This window comes from Streptomyces sp. WAC00040 (assembly GCF_056835925.1).
This window is the reverse complement of the sequence record NZ_JAKQZE010000002.1, coordinates 931454-950981: the sequence shown is the minus strand read 5'-3', so window position 1 is coordinate 950981 and position 19528 is coordinate 931454. Positions and strand designations below refer to the sequence as shown.

The 19528-nt window shown below is 71.3% G+C and carries 21 protein-coding genes and 3 pseudogenes; 11 read left to right on the top strand and 13 right to left on the bottom strand.

Annotated features, from left to right (window positions below; genetic code table 11):
* Nucleotides 1–41 precede the first annotated feature (41 nt).
* From MDN94_RS23765 to MDN94_RS23750, 4 genes and pseudogenes are all read right to left on the bottom strand, one after another.
* Nucleotides 42–508 (bottom strand): annotated as a pseudogene (locus MDN94_RS23765) (universal stress protein); the annotation flags it as partial.
* 47 nt (nucleotides 509–555) lie between these two features.
* A complete protein-coding gene (locus MDN94_RS23760) occupies nucleotides 556–1281 on the bottom strand; it encodes a type 1 glutamine amidotransferase (RefSeq protein ID WP_482727885.1) in 726 nt (241 codons plus the stop codon).
* A gap of 448 nt (nucleotides 1282–1729) precedes the next feature.
* Nucleotides 1730–1960: a hypothetical protein gene (locus MDN94_RS23755; RefSeq protein WP_482727884.1), complete on the bottom strand. Its 231-nt coding sequence runs from the start codon at nucleotides 1958–1960 to the stop codon at nucleotides 1730–1732.
* Nucleotides 1961–2007: 47 nt separating this feature from the next.
* Nucleotides 2008–2493 (bottom strand): hypothetical protein, encoded by a 486-nt coding sequence (locus MDN94_RS23750; protein WP_482727883.1) that lies wholly within the window; start codon nucleotides 2491–2493, stop codon nucleotides 2008–2010.
* A gap of 193 nt (nucleotides 2494–2686) precedes the next feature.
* Here MDN94_RS23750 and MDN94_RS23745 point away from each other — a divergent pair.
* The 5 genes and pseudogenes from MDN94_RS23745 to MDN94_RS23725 all read left to right on the top strand — a co-directional run.
* Nucleotides 2687–3098, top strand: a pseudogene (locus MDN94_RS23745) (zinc-dependent alcohol dehydrogenase); the annotation flags it as partial.
* Between the two features lie 576 nt (nucleotides 3099–3674).
* Nucleotides 3675–3917, top strand: coding sequence for a hypothetical protein (locus tag MDN94_RS23740; RefSeq protein WP_453459068.1), 243 nt, complete (start codon nucleotides 3675–3677; stop codon nucleotides 3915–3917).
* Nucleotides 3910–4122, top strand: a complete 213-nt coding sequence (locus MDN94_RS23735) for a LexA family protein (protein ID WP_482727882.1) — start codon at nucleotides 3910–3912, stop codon at nucleotides 4120–4122. The genes MDN94_RS23740 and MDN94_RS23735 overlap by 8 nt, the downstream gene beginning before the upstream one ends.
* Before the next feature lie 24 nt (nucleotides 4123–4146).
* Nucleotides 4147–4518, top strand: a complete 372-nt coding sequence (locus MDN94_RS23730) for a hypothetical protein (protein ID WP_482727881.1) — start codon at nucleotides 4147–4149, stop codon at nucleotides 4516–4518.
* 18 nt (nucleotides 4519–4536) lie between these two features.
* Nucleotides 4537–4872 carry a DUF6233 domain-containing protein gene (locus MDN94_RS23725; RefSeq protein ID WP_482727880.1) on the top strand — a complete coding sequence of 112 codons (336 nt, stop codon included), beginning with the start codon at nucleotides 4537–4539 and terminating at the stop codon, nucleotides 4870–4872.
* A gap of 106 nt (nucleotides 4873–4978) precedes the next feature.
* On the opposite strand, the gene MDN94_RS23720 is transcribed toward MDN94_RS23725, so the two are convergent.
* From MDN94_RS23720 to MDN94_RS23700, 5 genes and pseudogenes are all read right to left on the bottom strand, one after another.
* Nucleotides 4979–5944: a pirin family protein gene (locus tag MDN94_RS23720; RefSeq protein ID WP_482727879.1), complete on the bottom strand. Its 966-nt coding sequence runs from the start codon at nucleotides 5942–5944 to the stop codon at nucleotides 4979–4981.
* Nucleotides 5945–6040: 96 nt separating this feature from the next.
* On the bottom strand, nucleotides 6041–6985 hold the full coding sequence (locus MDN94_RS23715; RefSeq protein ID WP_482727878.1) for an AEC family transporter: 945 nt from the start codon (nucleotides 6983–6985) through the stop codon (nucleotides 6041–6043).
* Between the two features lie 207 nt (nucleotides 6986–7192).
* Nucleotides 7193–8362, bottom strand: a complete 1170-nt coding sequence (locus tag MDN94_RS23710) for a glycoside hydrolase family 64 protein (RefSeq protein ID WP_482728223.1) — start codon at nucleotides 8360–8362, stop codon at nucleotides 7193–7195.
* Between the two features lie 301 nt (nucleotides 8363–8663).
* Nucleotides 8664–9445, bottom strand: a pseudogene (locus tag MDN94_RS23705) (DUF899 domain-containing protein).
* Between the two features lie 240 nt (nucleotides 9446–9685).
* Nucleotides 9686–11119 carry a dihydrolipoyl dehydrogenase family protein gene (locus MDN94_RS23700; protein ID WP_482727877.1) on the bottom strand — a complete coding sequence of 478 codons (1434 nt, stop codon included), beginning with the start codon at nucleotides 11117–11119 and terminating at the stop codon, nucleotides 9686–9688.
* A gap of 118 nt (nucleotides 11120–11237) precedes the next feature.
* Between MDN94_RS23700 and trxA the strand changes: the two genes are divergently transcribed.
* Nucleotides 11238–11630, top strand: a complete 393-nt coding sequence (trxA, locus tag MDN94_RS23695; protein ID WP_482727876.1) for a thioredoxin — start codon at nucleotides 11238–11240, stop codon at nucleotides 11628–11630.
* A 136-nt stretch (nucleotides 11631–11766) separates the two neighbouring features.
* Here trxA and MDN94_RS23690 read toward each other — a convergent pair whose 3' ends face one another.
* On the bottom strand, nucleotides 11767–12036 hold the full coding sequence (locus tag MDN94_RS23690; protein WP_482727875.1) for a hypothetical protein: 270 nt from the start codon (nucleotides 12034–12036) through the stop codon (nucleotides 11767–11769).
* A gap of 64 nt (nucleotides 12037–12100) precedes the next feature.
* Between MDN94_RS23690 and MDN94_RS23685 the strand changes: the two genes are divergently transcribed.
* Entirely contained in the window at nucleotides 12101–12598 is a 498-nt protein-coding gene (locus MDN94_RS23685) for a type II toxin-antitoxin system PemK/MazF family toxin (protein WP_482727874.1), read from the top strand.
* Here the strand turns inward: MDN94_RS23685 and MDN94_RS23680 are convergent.
* Complete coding sequence (locus tag MDN94_RS23680) at nucleotides 12583–13437, bottom strand: TIGR02452 family protein (RefSeq protein WP_482727873.1); 855 nt, start codon at nucleotides 13435–13437, stop codon at nucleotides 12583–12585. The genes MDN94_RS23685 and MDN94_RS23680 overlap by 16 nt on opposite strands.
* A gap of 127 nt (nucleotides 13438–13564) precedes the next feature.
* Here MDN94_RS23680 and egtA point away from each other — a divergent pair, with 127 nt between their 5' ends.
* Genes egtA through egtD form a run of 4 tightly spaced genes read left to right on the top strand, consistent with a single transcriptional unit; the run spans nucleotide 13565 to nucleotide 17872 of the window.
* Nucleotides 13565–14836, top strand: a complete 1272-nt coding sequence (gene egtA / locus MDN94_RS23675; protein WP_482727872.1) for an ergothioneine biosynthesis glutamate--cysteine ligase EgtA — start codon at nucleotides 13565–13567, stop codon at nucleotides 14834–14836.
* Complete coding sequence (egtB, locus tag MDN94_RS23670) at nucleotides 14833–16158, top strand: ergothioneine biosynthesis protein EgtB (RefSeq protein WP_482727871.1); 1326 nt, start codon at nucleotides 14833–14835, stop codon at nucleotides 16156–16158. The genes egtA and egtB overlap by 4 nt, the downstream gene beginning before the upstream one ends.
* A complete protein-coding gene (egtC, locus tag MDN94_RS23665) occupies nucleotides 16158–16913 on the top strand; it encodes an ergothioneine biosynthesis protein EgtC (RefSeq protein ID WP_482727870.1) in 756 nt (251 codons plus the stop codon). Before egtB ends, egtC begins: the two co-directional genes overlap by 1 nt.
* Nucleotides 16910–17872, top strand: a complete 963-nt coding sequence (gene egtD, locus MDN94_RS23660) for an L-histidine N(alpha)-methyltransferase (protein ID WP_482727869.1) — start codon at nucleotides 16910–16912, stop codon at nucleotides 17870–17872. The genes egtC and egtD overlap by 4 nt, the downstream gene beginning before the upstream one ends.
* On the opposite strand, the gene MDN94_RS23655 is transcribed toward egtD, so the two are convergent.
* Nucleotides 17767–18636: a lysophospholipid acyltransferase family protein gene (locus MDN94_RS23655; RefSeq protein ID WP_482727868.1), complete on the bottom strand. Its 870-nt coding sequence runs from the start codon at nucleotides 18634–18636 to the stop codon at nucleotides 17767–17769. The two genes, egtD and MDN94_RS23655, sit on opposite strands and share 106 nt — an antisense overlap.
* Nucleotides 18633–19439, bottom strand: a complete 807-nt coding sequence (locus MDN94_RS23650) for a GNAT family N-acetyltransferase (protein WP_482727867.1) — start codon at nucleotides 19437–19439, stop codon at nucleotides 18633–18635. The genes MDN94_RS23655 and MDN94_RS23650 overlap by 4 nt, the downstream gene beginning before the upstream one ends.
* Between the last annotated feature and the right edge of the window lie 89 nt (nucleotides 19440–19528).

Below are 19528 nucleotides of genomic sequence, written 5' to 3'. Positions count from 1 at the left end.
GACCGCGGCTCGGCTCAACGGCGGCCGGGGGTGGGTAACCGCTATACGCGGCGGGCATCCCTCGCCACGCGGTCCGGTCGGGCCTTGCCGCGGACGACGGTCACGGAGCAGTGCGCGTGGTGCAGCAGCGCCTGGCTCACCGAACCCAGGAGCAGTCCGGCAAAACCGCCGCGTCCTTTGGCACCGACGACCATGAGTTGAGCAGTCCTGCTCGTCTCGATCAGTACCTCGCGGGTTTCACCGCTCAGCACTTCGTGCCTGACCGTGACGTCCGGATACCTCTCTGCGCGGCCTGCGAGTACTTGGGCCAGCAGATGCTCGGCGCTCTCGGGGCCGTACCGGGCGGCACGTAGTCCGGCCGCCACGCGTGCACGGCAAGAATCACAGCTTTGCGCAGCGCCGCCTCGGCGAAGGCGAATTCGACCGCCTTCTCGCCGACAGCGGAGCCGTCTACAGCCGGCACGATTGGCCCGGCGCCGGCCGGTTCCTCGCGTGCTGCTGTTGGCGGGCGTGCTCACCAGCGTCGTCGCGTCGGCGGGAAGGCGGCGCCGCCGGTCACGGCAATCTCGCGCACACCTGAGCGAACCTCCGCGTGAACACCGACCACACCGCGACCGCCGCGCCCTCGGCGGCCACGGCCTCGGCGTGCAGCCGGTCCCTGTCGAAGCCCTGCCGGGCCAGTTCCTCCCGGTCCCACCCGGCGATCCGCTCGGCCTCTGCCTCCGGGTGAAACTGCACGCCCCAGGCCCGCGTGCCGACTCGGAATGCCTGGTGGGGGCAGGCCGCGCTGGACGCCAACCAGACTGCGTCCGGCGGAAGTTCGGTGACCGCGTCGACGTGCCGCTCGATCGCGGGAACCGCCGGGCCGAGCCCGTAGAGCAGCGGATCGTCGGCGGCTTCGGAACGCATCCGGATCTGTGTGCTGCCGAACTCGGGCTTTCCGTGCCGCGCCCGCACGCTGCCGCCCGCAACCTGTGCGAGCAACTGGCCACCGAGGCAGATGCCGAGGACGGGCGTGCCGTCGTCCAGCGCCTGCGAGACGAGGCGGCGGGTTGCCAGGAGCCAGGGCGCGCGCTCGTCGTCGTCCGGCAGGAAGCCGCCGCCGAGCACGAGGAGCGGCTTGCCGTCGAGCGCCTGGGGCAGGGCATCACCCTCGTAGGGGCGCAGCACTTCGAGGCCGATCCCCGCCTCGCCCAGCCAGGCCCCGACCCGGCCGGGACCGCCGCTCCTGGTGTTCTGTACGACCAAGGCGGACGGGCCCGGTGCGTGCGAGGGCGTCATCTCAGCTCCCTGCTCGGCATCTGCGTTCGCTGCGTTGGTCTCTACGTTGATCAAGGCAGCAGATCAGGGCGCGACGTGCGACGTCAACGGTCCGTCGGCCGCCGTACTCTCGGTAGCGGCATCTACCATTCTCACGGCGACCGTACGCGCGCAGTCGCAGGTACGTGGAGGCGACGACGCCTTCGTCGCGGCGGACCCCGGCGCACTGGATGCCTCGTCGGTCGACGGTTATGCGCTGCTCTCGGTGCCGACCGGGCCTCGAGGTGGAAGCGATCCCACAACCCGGGCACGCCGGCGTGTCCTAGGTCTTTGCAGGCCAGGTCGAGTTCCAGGCCGAGGCGGATGTGCGCACAGCGTTCACCATGTCGGGCGGATCCCCTCTTCGGTTCCGGGCCCTTCAGCTCCGGCCATGCCGTCAACAGGACAGGCACGAACGCTGGTAGGGACGTCAGGGGCTAGACATGCCACTGCCAGGCCTCCAGCCCGCCGCCGGTCGCTCGGCAGGCGAGTCCAGTATCGTGTCGGCGGCGATGGCCGGGTAGTCGCCGAGGTCCCGGAAAAGGACCTTGCCTCCACCGGCGGCGACGAGCGAACGGCCGTCCGGGGTGAAGACCACGTCGCTCACACCGCCCGCGTGGCGGCCCAGGCGGCGGGCCAGATGGGGAGCTGTCGCCCACATGGCGACAGTGTCGTGGGAGACGTAGGCCCTGCTGCCTACCTGTTGCTTCAGTCTTCGCCCACCTGAAGCAGCACGACAACAAGCCCTCCCCCGGCACCCGCGACGACCCCGTCGAAGGACTGTCGGGTCACGGGCGTCCATGCTCGGACGCCGGCGGTGAAGTCCTCGACGTTTGTCCACCACCGTGACTCATCACCCAGGAGCTCCACGAGGCGCTCGGCGGCTCGAGGAGCATGGGCGCGGCTGGGCCGAAGCTGCCCCGGGAACACCAGGTCGACAGTCGACAGATAGGTCATGAGCTCCACCGCGCGTCGTCCAGTCGTCTCAACGAGTACGTCAGCGACCTCCGCCGGAGAACCCGGCCCTTCGGCCCCGGGCACGGCATAACGTGCCCATGCCTTCTGCACTTTCGCGGCGAGCCGATGGACCTCCTCGGCGACGAAATCTGCACCAGCGGCGGCAACTCGCCCATTGACACGCGAGCCGTCGGTCAACGATTTCATCAGTCTCAACAGCTCTGTCTTGATATCCACGGCGGCCATGCTGCCCGCCTCTTCGAGCCAACGCACCCTCGTTCCCCTACCAAAGGCATAGGGGCAAGGGACAACTGATCACTCATCTGTCGGACGTGCGTCGGACCGATCGAGCTGCGCGTTCCGTGGGTGCTGATGACGGCGACCATGCGTGTGGGCTGCACCTGGTGATCACAGCCCGCTTCGGGTCGACACCGACCTGGTCCGCGTCCCCTACGCGGACGTGATGCCGGTGCCCCTGCCCGACGGCCTCGACCCCGTCGCCATGGCCGCAGCGAGCGACAAACTGGTCCTTGTCCTGGCGCCTGGTCGCACCCCACCTCCGGACCCGCCCCGATGCCCGGGTGCTGGTCGTCTCCCGCGGCAGCATCGGCCTCTACGTCTGCGACATCGCCCGAGCTCTCGGCGCCTCCGATGTTTTGTACGTCGACCCCGACGCCGAGCACCGCCTGCTCGCCGAGAGCTTCGGGGCCCGCACCGCAGAGGTGATCGAACCCGTCCGCCACGGCTTCGACATAGCCGTCGAGGCCACCAGGCGCGGCGTCCAGCTCACCCTCGCCGTCCAGTCCCTCGCGCCCGAGGGCATCTGCGAATCAGCCGGCAATGACGGCGTCCTTGTCGCGCCCGACACAGAAACTGCGCACAGCCTGTTCCCAACCCTGAGGAACAACGAGGTGGACGAGCCCACCAGAGCGCGTACGGCTCCCTGACCGCGGCTTTCGCCACTGTGATCCTTCCGCTGTGCGATGCGGGTGATCACGGTCTGCACGCCGCTCCGTTCGTCCGCGCCCAAAGCGCAGAACGTCCCCAGGTAGCCGCCCTCGGTCTGACCCACGTGGCCGCGTTTCTGCCGGATCCGCGCCGACAACAGCCGGTCCACCGCGCGACTCATCGGGGTGCCCAGCAGCGGCAGGTTCGCGTACGCCGGGGTGCGCGCCAGGTCGTTGGCTGCTTCGTAGCCGGAGACAGCGCACACCACCGGGTCAGGGACATGCGCGGCGCGGCCGTGAAGCCGTGCCGGTCGCGGCAGGGCGCAGCCAGTGCCGGCTGCTGCGCGCCGGCTGTCGCACTCAGCCGCCATAAGGCGTGCTCAAGCGCCAACCGTCCCGCTCAGTTCTCACCTGCCCTCGTGCCGGGTGTCCGGCGTGCGCAGTAAATCGAACACGTGTTTTACTGCGGGTATGGCGAGATCGACGTTCCCCGATGACTTGATGCAGGTCCAGCGCGAGTGGGACCGCGTCTATCGGGCGCTCGCCGAGCCGCGCCCCCACGGCGCGGCAGAGCTGCGCCGACGCCTGCTGCAGTTGTCGGCGCGGATCTTCACCGACCCGCATCTGGGCACGAACCGGCCCAGCACCGGCTGGGCGGAGCTGCGCCACCAGGCGCGCCGCCGTGAGGGAAAGGAGGCGGGGCGGCATGGGTGACTTCACCGAGCGGCAGGTGCGCATCCTGCGCTGGATGCGCACCTACGTGGCGGTTCACGGCGAGGCTCCGTCGCTGCGGGAGATCGCTGCCGGTGTCGGTCTGTCGTCGCCTTCGAGCGTGCTGTACCAGCTGGAGCGGCTCGAGGCGGTGGGGGCGGTCCAGCGCCGGGGTGAGGCCCGTCGGCGGGCCTGGCTGACGTGCTGAACATGATCGAAAAGGTGGGTTGTCATGGCTGAGAGACAGTTCCCGGAGGATCTGCGTGCCGCGCAGGTCCGCCTGCATCAGGCGACGGCTGAGCCGGCCGCGCTGTGCCGCACCCTGCCGTGGAGTGTGGAGCCGATGCCCGGCTGGCCCGGCACGGAGCACCCGCACGCCGGTGAGGTCACCGGCTGCCGCGAGGACACACCCGGCTGGAGCGAAGAGCAGAAGCTGACGGTGAAGCGGCTGAGGCCGGAGTGCACCGACCTGTCCATCCGGATCACCACCCACTTGTACTGGGCAACGCTCGAGGAGCAACGGGTGCAGGAGACCCGCAGCGCACTGAGGGCGGTCCCCCGCCCGTCCCCGACGCCTGCGGTCGATGTCGCCCGGGCCGCCTGAACCCACCCGGCCACCGTCATGTCCGACCTTCCGCCCGACCTTCCGAGACTGCGCACCCTGGAGCACTGGCTCACCCTCAGCCTCGACCGGGTCCGTGAGCGGATCAGCTTCCTCGAGCAGAGGCAGCGCGAGCACGCGCACGGCGCCGCCGTCCGCCCGCCCGCGCCCGACTGGATCATCGAGACCGGGATAGGACAGCGCCGTGAACCGCTCTATGTGCACATCGGCGGCTGCCACATGGCCGGCAAACGGCAGCACCCCATCGACCGCGCCCAAGCCATCCGCGCCCTGACCGACGGAGTGGAAGCCTGCGCCCACTGCCGACCGGACACCGCACTGCACCTCTTGGACTGACAGGGCGGCCGACCGTCCCCCTCCGGCAGCCGGCTACGAGTCGCCTGGAAACGGCACTCATGCCAAAGCCGTCACGCCCGAGGCCGGTTCAGGTGATTGCTCGAACTCATCGCACCCTTCCCCTGGGCTTCAAGTGGGTCGGAGGGAGCTCGGGAGCGGGAATCGGAGGGCCGTCATAGCCCTTCACCTCACCGAACCTCGACCCGTGCATCCAGTCCTCTCGGGCCTGGGCGATCTCCTCGTGGGAGCGTCCGATCCAGTTCCAGAACATCACGATCTCCTCCTCGAACGGCTCGCCGCCCAGCAGCAGCAGGCCCGCGTCCGAGTCGGCGCGCAGGGGCAGTTCTGAGCGGCCGCAGCCGAGGTAGAGCATCGAGCCGGGGAGTACCGGAACGCCGTCGACGTGGGCCTCGCCGGACATGGAGAGCACGGCGTACTCGAAATCCGGGTCGAGCGGCAGGCGCCCCTCGGCGCCCCGGGTGAGGGTGATGTCCGCCCCTACGAGGGGCGTGTACGTCGTACCGGGTGAGACCGTTCCGTCGAGGCTGCCGAGGATCACCGTGGCGCTCAGACCGCGGCCGGTGACCTCCGGCAGTTCCGCGTGGTGCTGGAAGTGCGGCTCGATACGGCGGTGTTCCGCGGGAAGCGCCACCCACAGCTGGGCGCCGTGCAGGAAGCGGGCGTGCGGACGGGGGCTCTCCTCCGAGTGGCTGATCGCCCGCCCTGAGGTCATCAGACCGAGCTCCCGTGGGCGGATGGTGGCCAGCGCCCCCGTGCTGTCGCGGTGCAGTACCTCGCCCTCGTGCAGCCAGCTCACGGTCTGCAGGCCCATGTGGGGATGCGGCGGCACCTGCATGCCCGGCTCGTCGGCGATGTCGTCGGGCCCGTAGTGGTCGACGAAGGCCCAGGCGCCCACCATCCGCCGCCCGAGGTTGGGCAGCAGCCGACGGACCTCGGTGGACTCACCGAGCCGCACGCGGCGCGGGCTGAGGAGCTCCCTGACGGGTTCGGCGACGACGAACCCACGCCCGCCGCATACGGAGAGGGTGGCCTGACGATCGAGATTGCTCATGGGGCCAAACCTATTCCGGTGCGGGCGTCCCGGGTCCCCCTTCCGCGCCCCGATTCCCGCGGAACGTCCTCAGGGCGTTCCCCACAGCCCTGCCGCTCACGCGAGAAGCCAGGTGATCAGCGACAGGGATCCCATGGAGAACAGGGTGCTCAACACGACGGCATCCCTGACGAGTCGGGTGTCGAGGCGGTACTGCGAAGCGAAGATGAACGCGTTCTGGGCGGTCGGGAGGCCCGCACAGAGCACCACCGCGAGCAGTTCGTCACCCTCGATGCCGAACCCCCATCGGGCCAGGGCGTAGGCGAGCAGCGGCTGGACGACCGTTTTGAGGAGGACGAGGACGTGTCGCTCCGCACGCCCGGCGGACACGGCGTCCGCCAGGACGGTGGTGCCGGGCTCCGTGGCGCGGGAGTCGAGGGACATGCCCAGCGCGAACAGCGCCGCCGGGACCGCCGCGCCGCCGAGCATCTGGGCGGGCGCGGTCACGGCCTCCGGCAGTGGCACACCGAGTACGGACACCGTCACCCCCGCGGCCGACGCGGCGATGATCGGGTTGCGCAGCGGCAGCCACAGGAAGCGGTTCCGGCCGTCGGCGCCGCGGCCCGCGTCGAGGTCTATCAAGGTCAGGATCAGAGGGGTCACGAACAACGTCTGGAACAGGGCTGCCGCGACCACGAACGAGGCGTCACCCAGCACATGTACAGCCACGGGGATGCCGAGGTTGGCGGAGTTCACGTAGGCGCCCGCCATGGCGCCGATCGCCCGGTCCGCGCGTCCGCGGCGGAAGACCCATCGGCCGATCAGCAGGCCGAGGGCGAGCATGATGAGCACACTGGCGGCGAAGACGGCCACACCGGGGCTGAGGAGATTGGACACGTCGGCCCGCGCCAGTGTCACGAACAGCAGCGCGGGCATGGCGAACGCGAAGGCGAACCGGCCCAGCACCGACTGGGCCTGCTTTCCGAGTACGTCGAACCGGCCGGCCGCCCAACCGACAGCGGTGATCGCCCAGATGGGCAGAAAGCCGGAGAGCACGGTCACCGGGTCAGCATGCCCGACGGTGATCAAGACCTCTCCGCCGCCCCCGGGAAGGCGCGCTTCCGGGGGCGGCGAAGTTCGAGGGACGGTGGGCTTCGGGCCGGTGGACCTACGAAGGCGGACCTCCGGGGAGTCCTGTCGGCGGGGGTCACGGGTGCGGCCGTCGTCCCGGTGCGCGTCGTTCCGGGTTGTGGGCGGGAGTGGTTGCCGTCAGTTGAACGGGTCCAGCGTGACGTACGCCGTCTGCGGATCGCCGTCGTGCACCAGTGACTCGTGGGCGCCGACGTCGTCGAAGGCGAAGGCGTACGCCTTGCCGTCGGCCATCTGGGCGTGGATCTTGCGGGCGTAGTGGTTGGTGACGACGTCCCGGTAGAAGTTCGCGGAACCGGTGTCCGGCTGGTTGGGGTTGACCAGCAGCGTCGAGCGGTTGAAGCCGGCGCACAGCGTGCGCGAAATCGGGCCGCGCACCTGGTCGTTGGGCGCGTCGAGCCGCTTGTAGCAACCGAAGACGCTGTCGGAGTCCGGCTTCTGGAACGAGGTGACGACGGTCCCGGAACCGTTCGTGAAGTTCATGACCCCGCCGGAGACCCGGCCGTAGTACTTGATCCCCGGCTGGTGGGCGAAGGGCGTGACAGTGAGCGTCGAGGTCGTGTACTTGGTCCACACGCGGTTGATGTAGTCGTCCATGATGTTCGCCGGCAGTGCGCCGGCCTCGATGCCGTGGCCGGGGGCGAGGGCGCGCAGGACGGTGCCGTCCGGGCGGGTCTGGATGAGGTTCGCCCAGCCGCCGGGCTGACCGCGCAGGGCGTTGTAGAAGCCGTTGTAGCCACCGGGTTTGAGGTGGCCGGTGTTCTTGACCGTGCCGTTGGCGGCCTGGACGCCGACCGCGTAGGGGGCCGAGAACATGTCCACCTGTGTGCTGTTGATCCACAGGCCGGAGTCGTTGAGTGTGTACTCCGACCAGTTGAAGAGGATATTGCGGTTGGGGTCGCCGGGATTCTGCACCGCGGGCTGCACGAGGCCGCCGGTGGTGAGCTTGAAGACGAGCTTCTGCCCGTACGAGAAGTAGATGCGCCCGGAGAACTTGGGCATCCGGATCGTGACGGAACGGCCGGACGCAGGGCCGGCGATCGACGCGTCGGGGGCCGGGGTCGGCGGGTTGCCGCCGGCGGGCCAGGGATGGAACGTGCCGCTCGCGTCGGCCCAGCCCTGACGGCCGGTGCTGAGCTCCGTGCCCAGGTTGTAGATGTAGACCGGCTCGCTGCGGCCCGAGTTGTTGGTGAACTTGAGCGGGATGGTCGCGGGCACCGCGGCTTCCGCCGTCGCGGTGGGCCCATTGGCGGTGACGCCGGCGGCGCACAGCAGCGCGGTGAACGCCAGCGCCAGTAACTTCCGTGGGACAGGCACCCTCCACCTCCTCCTGATCGGATCCTCGACGAATCCCTGTCGGACCGTCGTCGGATGCTGGTCGGACGATCCCTGGCCGGACTCGTCGAAGGAGAAGTCCTGGCCTGAGGGACAGACGCTTGAGAGCGCTCTCAGAATCGGGCCGCGCCGGACCGCCGTCAAGAATTCACGCAGGAGTTGTCTCACGTGCGGAGGTTCCGCCCCAACACCTGACACCTGTGCCGACGCGGGCCGGCGGCCCCGCCGACGGTCCGGACGCGCGGCGGGAAGCGCGTCAGTGGTGGTCGCCGTGCCGGCCGAGGGTCTCAACGGGGGTCGCGCCGGGGCGGGTCCACTGGGGCACGGGACGGCTGGTCGGCCCCCAGGTGGCGTTCCCGTCCGCGTCCGAGCGCCAGTACCAGCACGGGCTGTGCCCGTCGGGCCGGCCCTCGGGTTGTCCTCCCACGCCTCACCGCGGCCGTAGGGCGTCATGTCGAGAAGGCCCAGGGACCCGTTGACCGGCTCGTTGCCACGGCCCGTCGTGGAGTAGGTGAGGAAGACGCGGTCACCGTCGCGCAGGAAGCAGGTGAGGTAACCCATTTCGCCGCCGACCGGCGCGTCCACGTCGCGCACGGAGTACCAGGGCTGGGTGTAGCCCATGAACGCGACGTACGCGGCCACCTCGCGCCACCGGCCCGTGGTCACGATGGCGAACGAGACGCCGCGGGCGTTGAGGTAGACGGCGTCCTTCATGTGCCAGGCCGTGGTGGTGCAGCCCTCGCACTGACCCTGATGGGGCGCGCCGTCGTACCACATGTGCTTGTACACCAGGAGTTCGTCGCGGCCCTGGAACAACTCCAGGAACGGGACCGGACCGTCGGGTCCGACGACCTCGACCGTCCCGTCGAACTCCACCATCGGAAGCCGGCGACGCGCCGCGGCGAGGGCGTCGCCCTCACGGGTGTGGGCCTTCTCGCGGACCAGGAGTTCGTCACGGGCGGCCTGCCAGGTGGCCAGGTCGACGACGGGCGGGCGGCCGGGCAGCGCGGCGCTCGGGTCACTCGGTGTGGTCGTCATGGGGTCCTCCGTGGTGTCTCGTGCCGGACTGTGTCCTACGGCGTCATGCGACGCTCACCGGAAGACTCCCGAGCCGGCCGGAACTCATCGCGGCAGGGCCGCCCTCGGCCGGGCCGACGCGAGGGGGAACCGTCGCACGGACGGATTTCGCGGAGGAACGGGCGCGGGTGAACGGCTCGGGCCGGCAGGTTCGGGAACGCCGCCCTGCCGGCCCCGGCATCACGCACTCGCGTGCCCTCGTCAGCCCGCCCGGTACGTCTCCAGCAGCCGCAGCCAGATCTCGCTGATGGTCGGGAAGGACGGAACCGCGTGCCACAGCCGGTCGATCGGCACTTCCCCGGCCACCGCGATCGTGGCCGAGTGCAGCAGTTCGCCGACGCCCGCGCCGACGAAGGTGACGCCCAGCAGGATCTCGCGGTCGAGGTCGACGACCATGCGCGCGTGTCCGCGGTAGTTCTCCGCGTACAGTCCGGCGCCCGCGACGGAGGCGAGGTCGTAGTCGACGGCGCGCACCCGGTGCCCTGCCCCTTCCGCCTCCGCGAGCGAGAGGCCCACGGCCGCTGCCTCGGGGTCCGTGAACACCACCTGCGGCACGGCCGCGTGGTCGGCCGTCGCGGAGTGGGCGCCCCAGCGGTCGGTCTCCAGCAGCGGGACCCGCTGCGCCCTGGCGGCGATGGCGGCTCCCGCGATCCGGGCCTGGTACTTGCCCTGATGGGTCAGCAGCGCACGGCGGTTGACGTCGCCGACCGCGTACAGCCAGTCCGTGCCCTGCACGCGGCAGCTGTCGTCGACCGTCAACCACGAGCCCGGATCCAGTCCGACGGTCTCCAGTCCGATGTCGTCGGTGCGCGGGGCGCGGCCCGTCGCGATGAGCACCTCGTCGGCCTCGATGCGCTCGCCGTCGCCGAGTACCAGGGTGACGGGGCCGATGCCGCCGGGCCGTTCGACGGCGGTGACGTCGGTGTCCGTCCGGATGGTGACGCCGGCCTCCCTGAGGCCTTCCGCCACGTGCTCGCCGACGAAGGGCTCCATCCGTGGCAGAAGGCCGCCGCCGCGGACGAGCATGGTCACCTGCGAACCGAGTGCCTGCCAGGCGGTGGCCATCTCCACGCCGACCACTCCCCCGCCGACGACCGCGAGGCGGCCCGGTGCCTCGCGGGCGCTGGTGGCCTCGCGGCTCGTCCACGCCTTAGCTCCGGCGAGGCCGGGGATGTCGGGCAGTACGGCGCGGCTTCCGGTGCTCACGACGACGGCGTGCCGGGCGGTCAGTGAGTAGTGCTCGCCCTCCGGCCCGTACGCCACCACCTTCCTGGGGCCGTGGAGGGCTCCTTTGCCCCGGTAGACACGGGCGCCGATGGAATCGAGCCAGGCCAGTTGCCCCTCGTCGTTCCAGTGGGCCGCCTGTTCGTCGCGGCGGGCCAGTACGGCCTTGCTGTCCAGCGGGCCCTGCACGGCGGCGCTCGCGCCGGGCAGTCTGCGGGCGTCGGCCCGCGCGATCACCGGGCGCAGCAGCGCCTTGCTCGGCATGCACGCCCAGTAGGAGCAGTCACCGCCGATGAGTTCGCTCTCGACCACCGCGGTACTCAGGCCCGCCGCTCTGGTCCGATCCGCCACGTTCTCCCCGACAGGGCCCGCGCCCAGCACTACGACGTCGTACTCCACAGCATGGGTCATAGGGCCAGTCTGATCCGGGGTGTGCGTCCTGGCCACATGGGCAGGGGCAGGAATAGCACGGCCCCGGGCACCGTTGTGCGGGGCGAGTCCCCCGGACCTCAGGAAGAGGTAGCACGTCATGAGCACCGTTGAGCTCACCAAGGAAAACTTCGATCAGGTCGTCACCGACAACGACTTCGTCCTGATCGATTTCTGGGCTTCCTGGTGTGGTCCTTGCCGCCAGTTCGCGCCGGTCTTCGAGGGCGCGTCGGAGCGTCACCCCGATCTGGTGTTCGCGAAGGTCGACACCGAGGCGCAGCAGGAGCTCGCGGCTGCCTTCGAGATCCGTTCGATCCCGACTCTGATGATCGTGCGCGAGAATGTCGCGGTCTTCGCCCAGCCCGGTGCGCTGCCCGAGTCGTCCCTCGAGGACGTCATCGGCCAGGCGCGCGCGCTGGACATGGACGCGGTCCGCAAGTCGATCGACGAGGCCCAGAAGGGCGCCGCCGAGGGTGGCCAGGCAACCGCCTGACCGTTCTCGTGCACAGATCCCCGCATACGTCCGGCCGGGGTCCGGCCCGATTCCTCGGGCCGGACCCCGGCTGTTCGCTGTCGCGTACCGGCGCGGCCGTCGGTGCGTGGCGGGGGCGCATGCTCGAGGGGCGGCGCTACGCCTCCCCCGCGTCCACCACCCGCGCCACCAGTCCCAGCGACAGTTCCGCGCCGTCCACCAGCAGGGCCTCGACCGCGCGGGTCTCCGGGTCGATGTCGACCTCGACGCCGTCGCCGACGTACCGCGGGAAGCCCGACGCGCCCAGCTCTCCCGTCCAGTCCACGACGGCGGAGCGGATGACGTCCTCAAGGAGCGTGGCGGGATCGTGCCCTTCGACGTGTTCGGGGACCACGATGATCCCGAAGCGCTGCGGTTGTGTGTTCATGCAGGCGACGCTAGACATCCACCGCCGCGCCCGCATGTCGCCCGGTGGGCACTACCGTGACCGGATGACGCACTCCACCGCCCCTTCGCCCGGCCCGCGGGGACCGCACGGCTCGACGCGCTCCGACGTCTTTGTGCATTCGCCCGGCAGCAGCGGCCCGGCCGCCACGACCGAGGCCGATCCCCTCTGCGCCGGGCCGGTCCGCACCTCGTACGCGCCGGACCGGGACGGCGATCCTGATCCGGGCGAGATCGTCTGGACGTGGGTGCCGTTCGAGGAGAACGACGGCCGCGGCAAGGACCGGCCGGTCCTGGTCGTGGCCAGGGAGGCGGCCGGCACCCTGCTGGCCGTCCAGCTGTCCAGCAGGCGCCACGACCACGACCGGGAGTGGGTGCCGATCGGTGCGGGGCCGTGGGACGGCGCCGAACGCGAGTCGTGGGTGGATCTGGACCGTGTGCTGCGGGTGCACGAGACGGGGATGCGCCGTGAGGCGTGCGCGTTGGACCGGGCGCGGTTCGACCGTGTGGTGCGGCGGCTGCGGGAGCGCTACGGCTGGAGCTGAGCCCCGGCGGCGCCGGTCCGGTCGGCGAAGGCACGGCGGAACGCGGCGAGCGTCGGCGAGGTGCCTGCCCGGTCGAGCACGGCGAAGACGATCTCCTCGAAGTGGCCGGCGAACCGGCCGCCGCCGGTCAGCAGGGCGTGGAAGGCGCCGGCGACGGCTGCGGGGTCGTTGCGGAAGACGCCGCAGCCCCAGGCGCCGAGCACGAGACGGCGGTAGCCGCCGGCCACCGCGGTCTCCAGGACCCGTTCCGCCCGGGACGCGAGCGCGGCGGGGATGCGGGGGACCTCGCCCGGTGTGCGGAGTGCGACGACTCCCGCGTTGGGTGCGGGAGAGGTGAGGAAGCCGACCGTGAACGGCTGCTCCAGCAGCCGACCCCGGTCGTCGCGGAAGACCGGCACACCGGGCGAGAGAATCACCCGGTCGGTGTAGAAGACGCTGCGTTCCGACCGGTGGTGCTCGTAGAACTCGGGCACGCGCAGCAGCGTGGTGTACAGGGCGGACGCCCGGCACAGCGCTTCCTCCTGGGCCTGCGCCCCGTTGAGGTAACCGCCGCCGGGATTACGGGCGGAGGCGAAATTCAGGACGGCGACCGGCCCCTCCCCGGCCCCGGTGAGCCGCCGGGCGGCCTCGGTGCTGCTCTCGTTGGTGACCTCGAAGCGGGTGATCCGGTCGGTGTCCGGTGAGACGGCCAGGGGCTCCGGTCCGTACATCCGTGTGCCCGCCAGTGCGGTGGCGAGCTGCTGCCCCATCCGTACCTCTCGCCCGTCAGGAAGGCGGTACCCCCCGGCCCCGACGATCTCCTCGGTCTGCTTGGCGATTCCCCGTAGCCGTGCGCTCATGCCCTACATCATCGGGAAACCCAGGTGACGGCGGCAAACACATTTTCGCTCCTCAGGGGCACTCTTGTGCGGACCCGCAGCGGTGGCCTTAGGTTGACAGAAGTCCCTTCGACAGGAGGAGCCGATCATGCACCGAGCGAGAACGGGCGACTTCAGCCGTCCGATGTCCGAGGACGAGGCCGAGGACCTGCTTCGATGTATCTGCTTCAAGACAGGTCCGCCCCGCACCCTGGGCGTGGAGGTGGAATGGCTGGTCCATGACCTGGAGCAGCCCGGGAAACCCGTGGCACCCGACCGCCTGGGGAGCGCATTCGACGACATACGCGCCCTGCCCCTGACATCCGTACTCACCTTCGAGCCCGGCGGCCAGCTGGAACTCAGCTCGCGCCCCGCCGCCTCCCTGATGGAGTGCATCGACTCCACAGCCGCCGACCTGGACGCCGTACGAACGGCTCTCCGTCCGGCAGGCCTCACTCTGAACGGCATGGGACTCGATCCCTGGCACCCGCCCCGCCGGCTCCTCCATGAACCGCGCTACGACGCACTGGAGAGATGCCTGGACCGCTCCGGCCCCTACGGCCGCTCCATGATGTGCAGCACGGCCTCCGTCCAGGTGTCGCTCGACACCGGTGAGGAGGAGCCGGGTCCGCTCGGGCACGGCCGCCGCTGGCGGCTCGCCCATCTGCTGGGCGCCGTCCTGCTGGCGGCCTTCGCCAACTCGCCCATGCTGGCAGGGCGTCCCACGGGCTGGCGCTCCACGCGGCAGGCGGTGTGGAACGTACTGGATCCGGTGCGCCCGATGGCGCCTCCCCTGGAGGCGGAGCCGCGGGCGGCGTGGGCGGCGCACGCGCTGGACGCACCCGTGATGTGCGTACGGATGGCGGACGGGGCGTGGCCGCTCCCCGAGGGCCTGACCTTCCGGCGCTGGCTGCGCTCCGGCGGGCCGCGCCCGGCGACGCAGGAGGACCTCCGCTACCACCTGACCACGCTGTTCCCGCCCGTACGGCCGCGCGGGCACCTGGAGTTGCGCATGATCGACGCGCAGCCCGGCGAGAACGGCTGGATGGTGCCGCTCGCGGTGGCCGCAGCGCTCTTCGACGATCCCGAGGCGGCGGAGACCGTGTACCGCTCCCTCAAGCCGCTGGCCGAGTCCACGGGCGCCGGCGCCGCGCCGCGCAACGCACTGTGGAGGGCGGCGGCGCGGCACGGACCGGCGGACGAGATGCTGCGGAGCGCCGCCGTGACGTGCTTCGCCGCGGCTCTGGAGGCGCTGGTACGACTCGGCGCGTCCACGACCGTGCTCGACGAGGTGGCCCGTTTCAACGAACGCCATGTACTGCGGGGCCGGTGCCCCGCCGACGACCTGATCGCCTCCGTGGTGAAGGAGCCCGGCACATGACCGACCAGCTGCGGAGTCTGGCACTCGATGCGCTGACCCGTGCCCGTGACCGCACCGCCGCTCTCACGTCGTGCGTCGACGATCGCGATCTGACCGCCCAGCACTCGCCGTTGATGTCGCCGCTGGTGTGGGACCTGGCCCATATCGGCAATCAGGAGGAGCAATGGCTGCTGCGCCAGGTCGGCAAGGGCGAGGCGCTCCGGCCCGAGATCGACTCCCTCTACGACGCGTTCGAGCATCCCCGGGCGGCCCGTCCCTCCTTGCCGCTGCTGGCGCCCGCGGAGGCACGGGTGTACGCCGCGGACGTGCGCGGCCGGGTGCTGGACATCCTGGAGCGCACCGCGTTCGAGGGCGGCCCTCTCGTCGACGCCGGCTTCGCCTTCGGGATGATCGCCCAGCACGAGCAGCAACACGACGAAACGATGCTGATCACCCATCAGCTGCGGAAGGGGCCGCCCGCCCTGTCCGCGCCGGAGCCACCCGCCCACGCCATAGGTCCGCTGCCGCGGGAAGTGCTGGTGCCCGGCGGGGCGTTCACGATGGGGACCTCCACCGAGCCCTGGGCGCTCGACAACGAACGGCCCGCCCACCGGCGCGTCGTGCCCGCGTTCCACATCGACACGACCCCGGTGACCTGCGGCGAGTACCAGGCGTTCATCGAGGACGGCGGCTACCACGAGCGCCGCTGGTGGGCGGCTGAGGGCTGGGACCAGATCCGGCAGCACGACATCGGCGCGCCGCTGTTCTGGCGCCGCGAGGGCGGGACGTGGCTGCGCCGCCGGTTCGGCGTCACCGAGGAGGTCCCGCCGGACGAGCCCGTGCTGCACGTGAGTTGGTACGAGGCGGACGCCTATGCGCGCTGGGCCGGCCGGCGGCTGCCGACCGAGGCCGAATGGGAGAAGGCCGCCCGGCACGACCCGCGGACCGGCCGGGCCCGTCGCTACCCGTGGGGCGACACGGACCCGACGGAGGCGCACGCCAACCTCGGCCAGCGCCATCTGCGGCCCGCACAAGCCGGCAGCTATCCGCAGGGAGAATCGCCGCTGGGCGTACGGCAGCTCATCGGCGACGTGTGGGAGTGGACGTCCAGCGACTTTCTGCCCTACCCCGGGTTCGTCGCGTTCCCCTACCGCGAATACTCGGAGGTGTTCTTCGGGAGCGAGCACAAGGTGCTGCGCGGTGGTTCGTTCGCCGTCGACCCGGTGGCCTGCCGGGGCACGTTCCGCAACTGGGACCTGCCGGTGCGCCGCCAGATCTTCTCCGGCTTCCGTACCGCACGGGACGCGCGACAGCCCGCCGGCCCGGACGGGGGTCTTCGCTGATGTGCCGTCATATCGCATACCTCGGGCCGCCGGAAGCGCTCGCCACCCTGCTCGCCGACCCCGAGCACGGGCTGTTCCGCCAGTCGTGGGCGCCGCGCCGGCAGCGCTACGGCACGGTCAACGCTGACGGCTTCGGGATCGGCTGGTACGCGGACGGCGACCCGGTTCCCGCCAGGTACCGGCGCGCGGGGCCGATCTGGGCGGACCTGTCCTTCACCGACCTGGCGCGGGTGGTGCGCAGCCAGGCGGTGCTCGCCGCCGTGCGGGACGCCACCGCACCCGGCGCGGACGGCGAGGCCGCGGCGGCGCCGTTCGCCTCCGGGCCGTGGCTGTTCAGTCACAACGGGGCGGTGCGCGGCTGGCCGGCTTCGATGGGCCCGCTCTCCGCCGCGCTACCGGCGGAGGATTTGCTGTCGATGGAGGCACGCAACGACTCGGCGCTGCTGTGGGCGCTGGCCCTGCGTCGGCTGCGCGCGGGCGACTCGCCCGCCCAGGCACTGGCCGACACCGTCCGGGACACCGCCGCGGCCGCGCCAGGATCCCGGCTGAACCTGCTCCTGACGGACGGCACGATGATCGCCGCGACCGCCTGGGGCGACACCCTCTGGTACCTCACTGAGCCCGGCCTGCGCACGGTCGTGGCCTCGGAACCGTACGACGACGATCCGCTGTGGCAGGAGGTGCCGGACCGGACGCTGCTCACCGCGACCCGCGCCGACGTCCTGCTGACCGAGCTCAAGGAGCCGACCCAGTGAGCCCGTTCCTGCTGACCCGCACCCTGCCCGAGGACGCGACCAACGCCGCGCTGCGGGCCGATGTGCTGCACGGCCTGACCCGTGCGCCCAAGACACTGCCGCCGAAGTGGTTCTACGACACCCGCGGCAGCGAACTGTTCGAGGAGATCACCCGGCTTCCCGAGTACTACCCGACCCGGGCCGAACGGGAGATACTCGCCGAACGGGCGCCGGAGATCGCCGCGGCGACCAAGGCGGGCACGCTCGTGGAGCTCGGGTCAGGCTCGTCCGAGAAGACCCGTTTCCTGCTGGACGCCCTGCCCTCGCTGCGCAGTTACGTACCCGTGGACGTCAGCGAGAGCGCACTGAACGGTGCGGCGCAGGCCCTGCTGGCCGACCATCCGGACCTGAACGTGCACGCCCTGATCGCCGACTTCACTCGCGGGCCGGAGCTGCCGGTGACGCCGGGGCCCCGGCTGGTCGCGTTCCTCGGCGGGACGATCGGCAACCTCCTGCCGGGCGAGCGGGCGCTCTTCCTGCGGTCCGTGCGGGCCATGCTGAACCCCGGCGACTTCCTGTTGCTGGGCACGGACCTGGTGAAGGACGAGTCGGTGCTCGTACGCGCCTACGACGACGCCGCGGGCGTCACCGCCGAGTTCAACAAGAACGTCCTCGCGGTGCTGGCGCGGGAGCTCGGAGCGGACGTGGATCCCGGCGACTTCGACCATGTGGCGCGCTGGGACCGCGACAACGAGTGGATCGAGATGAGACTGCGGGCCCGCTCGGCCCTCACGGTGAAGATTCCCGAGCTGGATCTGGTCGTGCCCTTCGAGGAGGGTGAGGAACTGCGGACGGAGGTGTCCGCGAAGTTCCGTCAGGACGGTGTGCGGACCGAACTCGCGGGTGCGGGAATGAACCTGACGCACTGGTGGACGGACGGGGAGGGCAGGTTCGCGCTGTCGCTCGCGACGGCGAGCTGAGCGGCCAGCGCCAGTGAGCGGCGGTCGGGGTGGCTCCCCGGGAGGATCGGCGGCAGCAGCCGGACCTCCGCGGTGAGCCCCTCGGCCGCCGCGACCCGCCACAGGGAGACGAGCAGCGGATCGTCGCCGACGAACGCCGCCGCCCCGGTGGGCGAGTAGGTGACGCGTACGGGCTGGACGGCGGCGCCCGCGTCGAGCGCGGCCTGGAACGCGGCGGGCCGGAACCGTCCCCGGCCGCGCCCGCACCAGGTGGAGCCCTCGGGGAAGACTACGACCCGGGCCCCGCCGCGCAGCGCGCCTGCCATCGACGCCACGGCGGCGGGCAGCGCGCGCAACCGGTCCCGTTCCAGGAAGAAGGTGCCGCCGCGGGCGGCGAGCGGCCCGAGGACCGGCCATGAGCGGACCTCGCTCTTGGCGACCATGCGTCCTGGCAGGGCCGAGGCGACCAGGGGGATGTCCAGCCATGAGATGTGATTGGCAACGACAAGCGAGGCCCGCAGGTCGTGCGGCAGCCCGACCATGCTCACCCGCACGCCGAACGCCCGCAGCACGGCGCGCGACCAGAAACGGGTCAGCCGATGGCGGAACGCCGCGCCGACGAGGACGCCGAAGAGGGCCGCGACGGGGGCGAGCAGCAGGCCGCAGCCCACGGTCGCCAGGCCCGCCAGCAGCCGGGCGAGGGCCTTGAGCGGCCCGGCGACGGGCCCGTGGTGGGTCGCGCAGCCCTCGGGTGTGCAGGGCGCGCAGGGCAGCCAGGCGCTCATCGCACGGGGGCGAGGGAGAGGAAGTGCCGCAGGTAGCGCGGGTCGGTGCGGCGCAGCGACAGCAGGACGTAGAGGTCGGCGACGTCGAAGTCCGGGTCGTGGGCGGGTGCCCCGCACACCCACGCGCCGAGCCTGAGGTAGCCGCGCAGCAGGGGCGGCAGTTCGGTGCGGCCGGTGGGGCGTGCGACGCCCTCCGCGTTCCACAGCTTGTGCGGGGTGACCCAGTGTTCCTCGGGCGCCAGGTTCTTGGCCCGCACGGTGTCCCAGGTCCCCGCGGCGAGGACGCCGCCGTCGGCGAGGGGGATCGAGCAGCAGCCCGCGAGCCAGTTGTGGCCGGTGCGGGTCATGTAGCGGGCGAGACCGGCCCAGATGAGGGCGATGACGGCGCCGTTGCGGTGCAGGGGGTGGACACAGGAGCGGCCGACCTCGACGAGGTCGTCGCGGATCGGGTCGAGACGGGTGAGGTCGAACTCGCCCTCGGAGTAGAGGCGACCCGCGACTCGGGCCCGCTCGGGCGGCAGCAACCGGTAGGTGCCGACCACCTCACCGGTGTCCGCCTCGCGCACGAGCAGGTGGTCGCAGTAGGCGTCGAAGGCGTCGGAGTCCAGACCGGGCTCGGGTCCGTCGAGCCTCGCTCCCATCTCCCCGGCGAACACCTGGTGGCGCAGGCGCTGCGCGGCACGCACCTCTTCCTGGTCGCGGGCGAGTGAGACGACGTACCGGGGCTGCTCGTGGTGGGGAGTCAAGGGAGCGGTCGGCTGTGCGGGCAGCGGAGCGGGGACGACGAGCGGCGATGCGGGCATGGCTGTCTCCTGTGCCGGACGGAGGGGGCGGACCACTGGTGCGGCGGCCCGGCTCCTTGTTTCTTCCGTGGCCGGCTGGATTCGACATG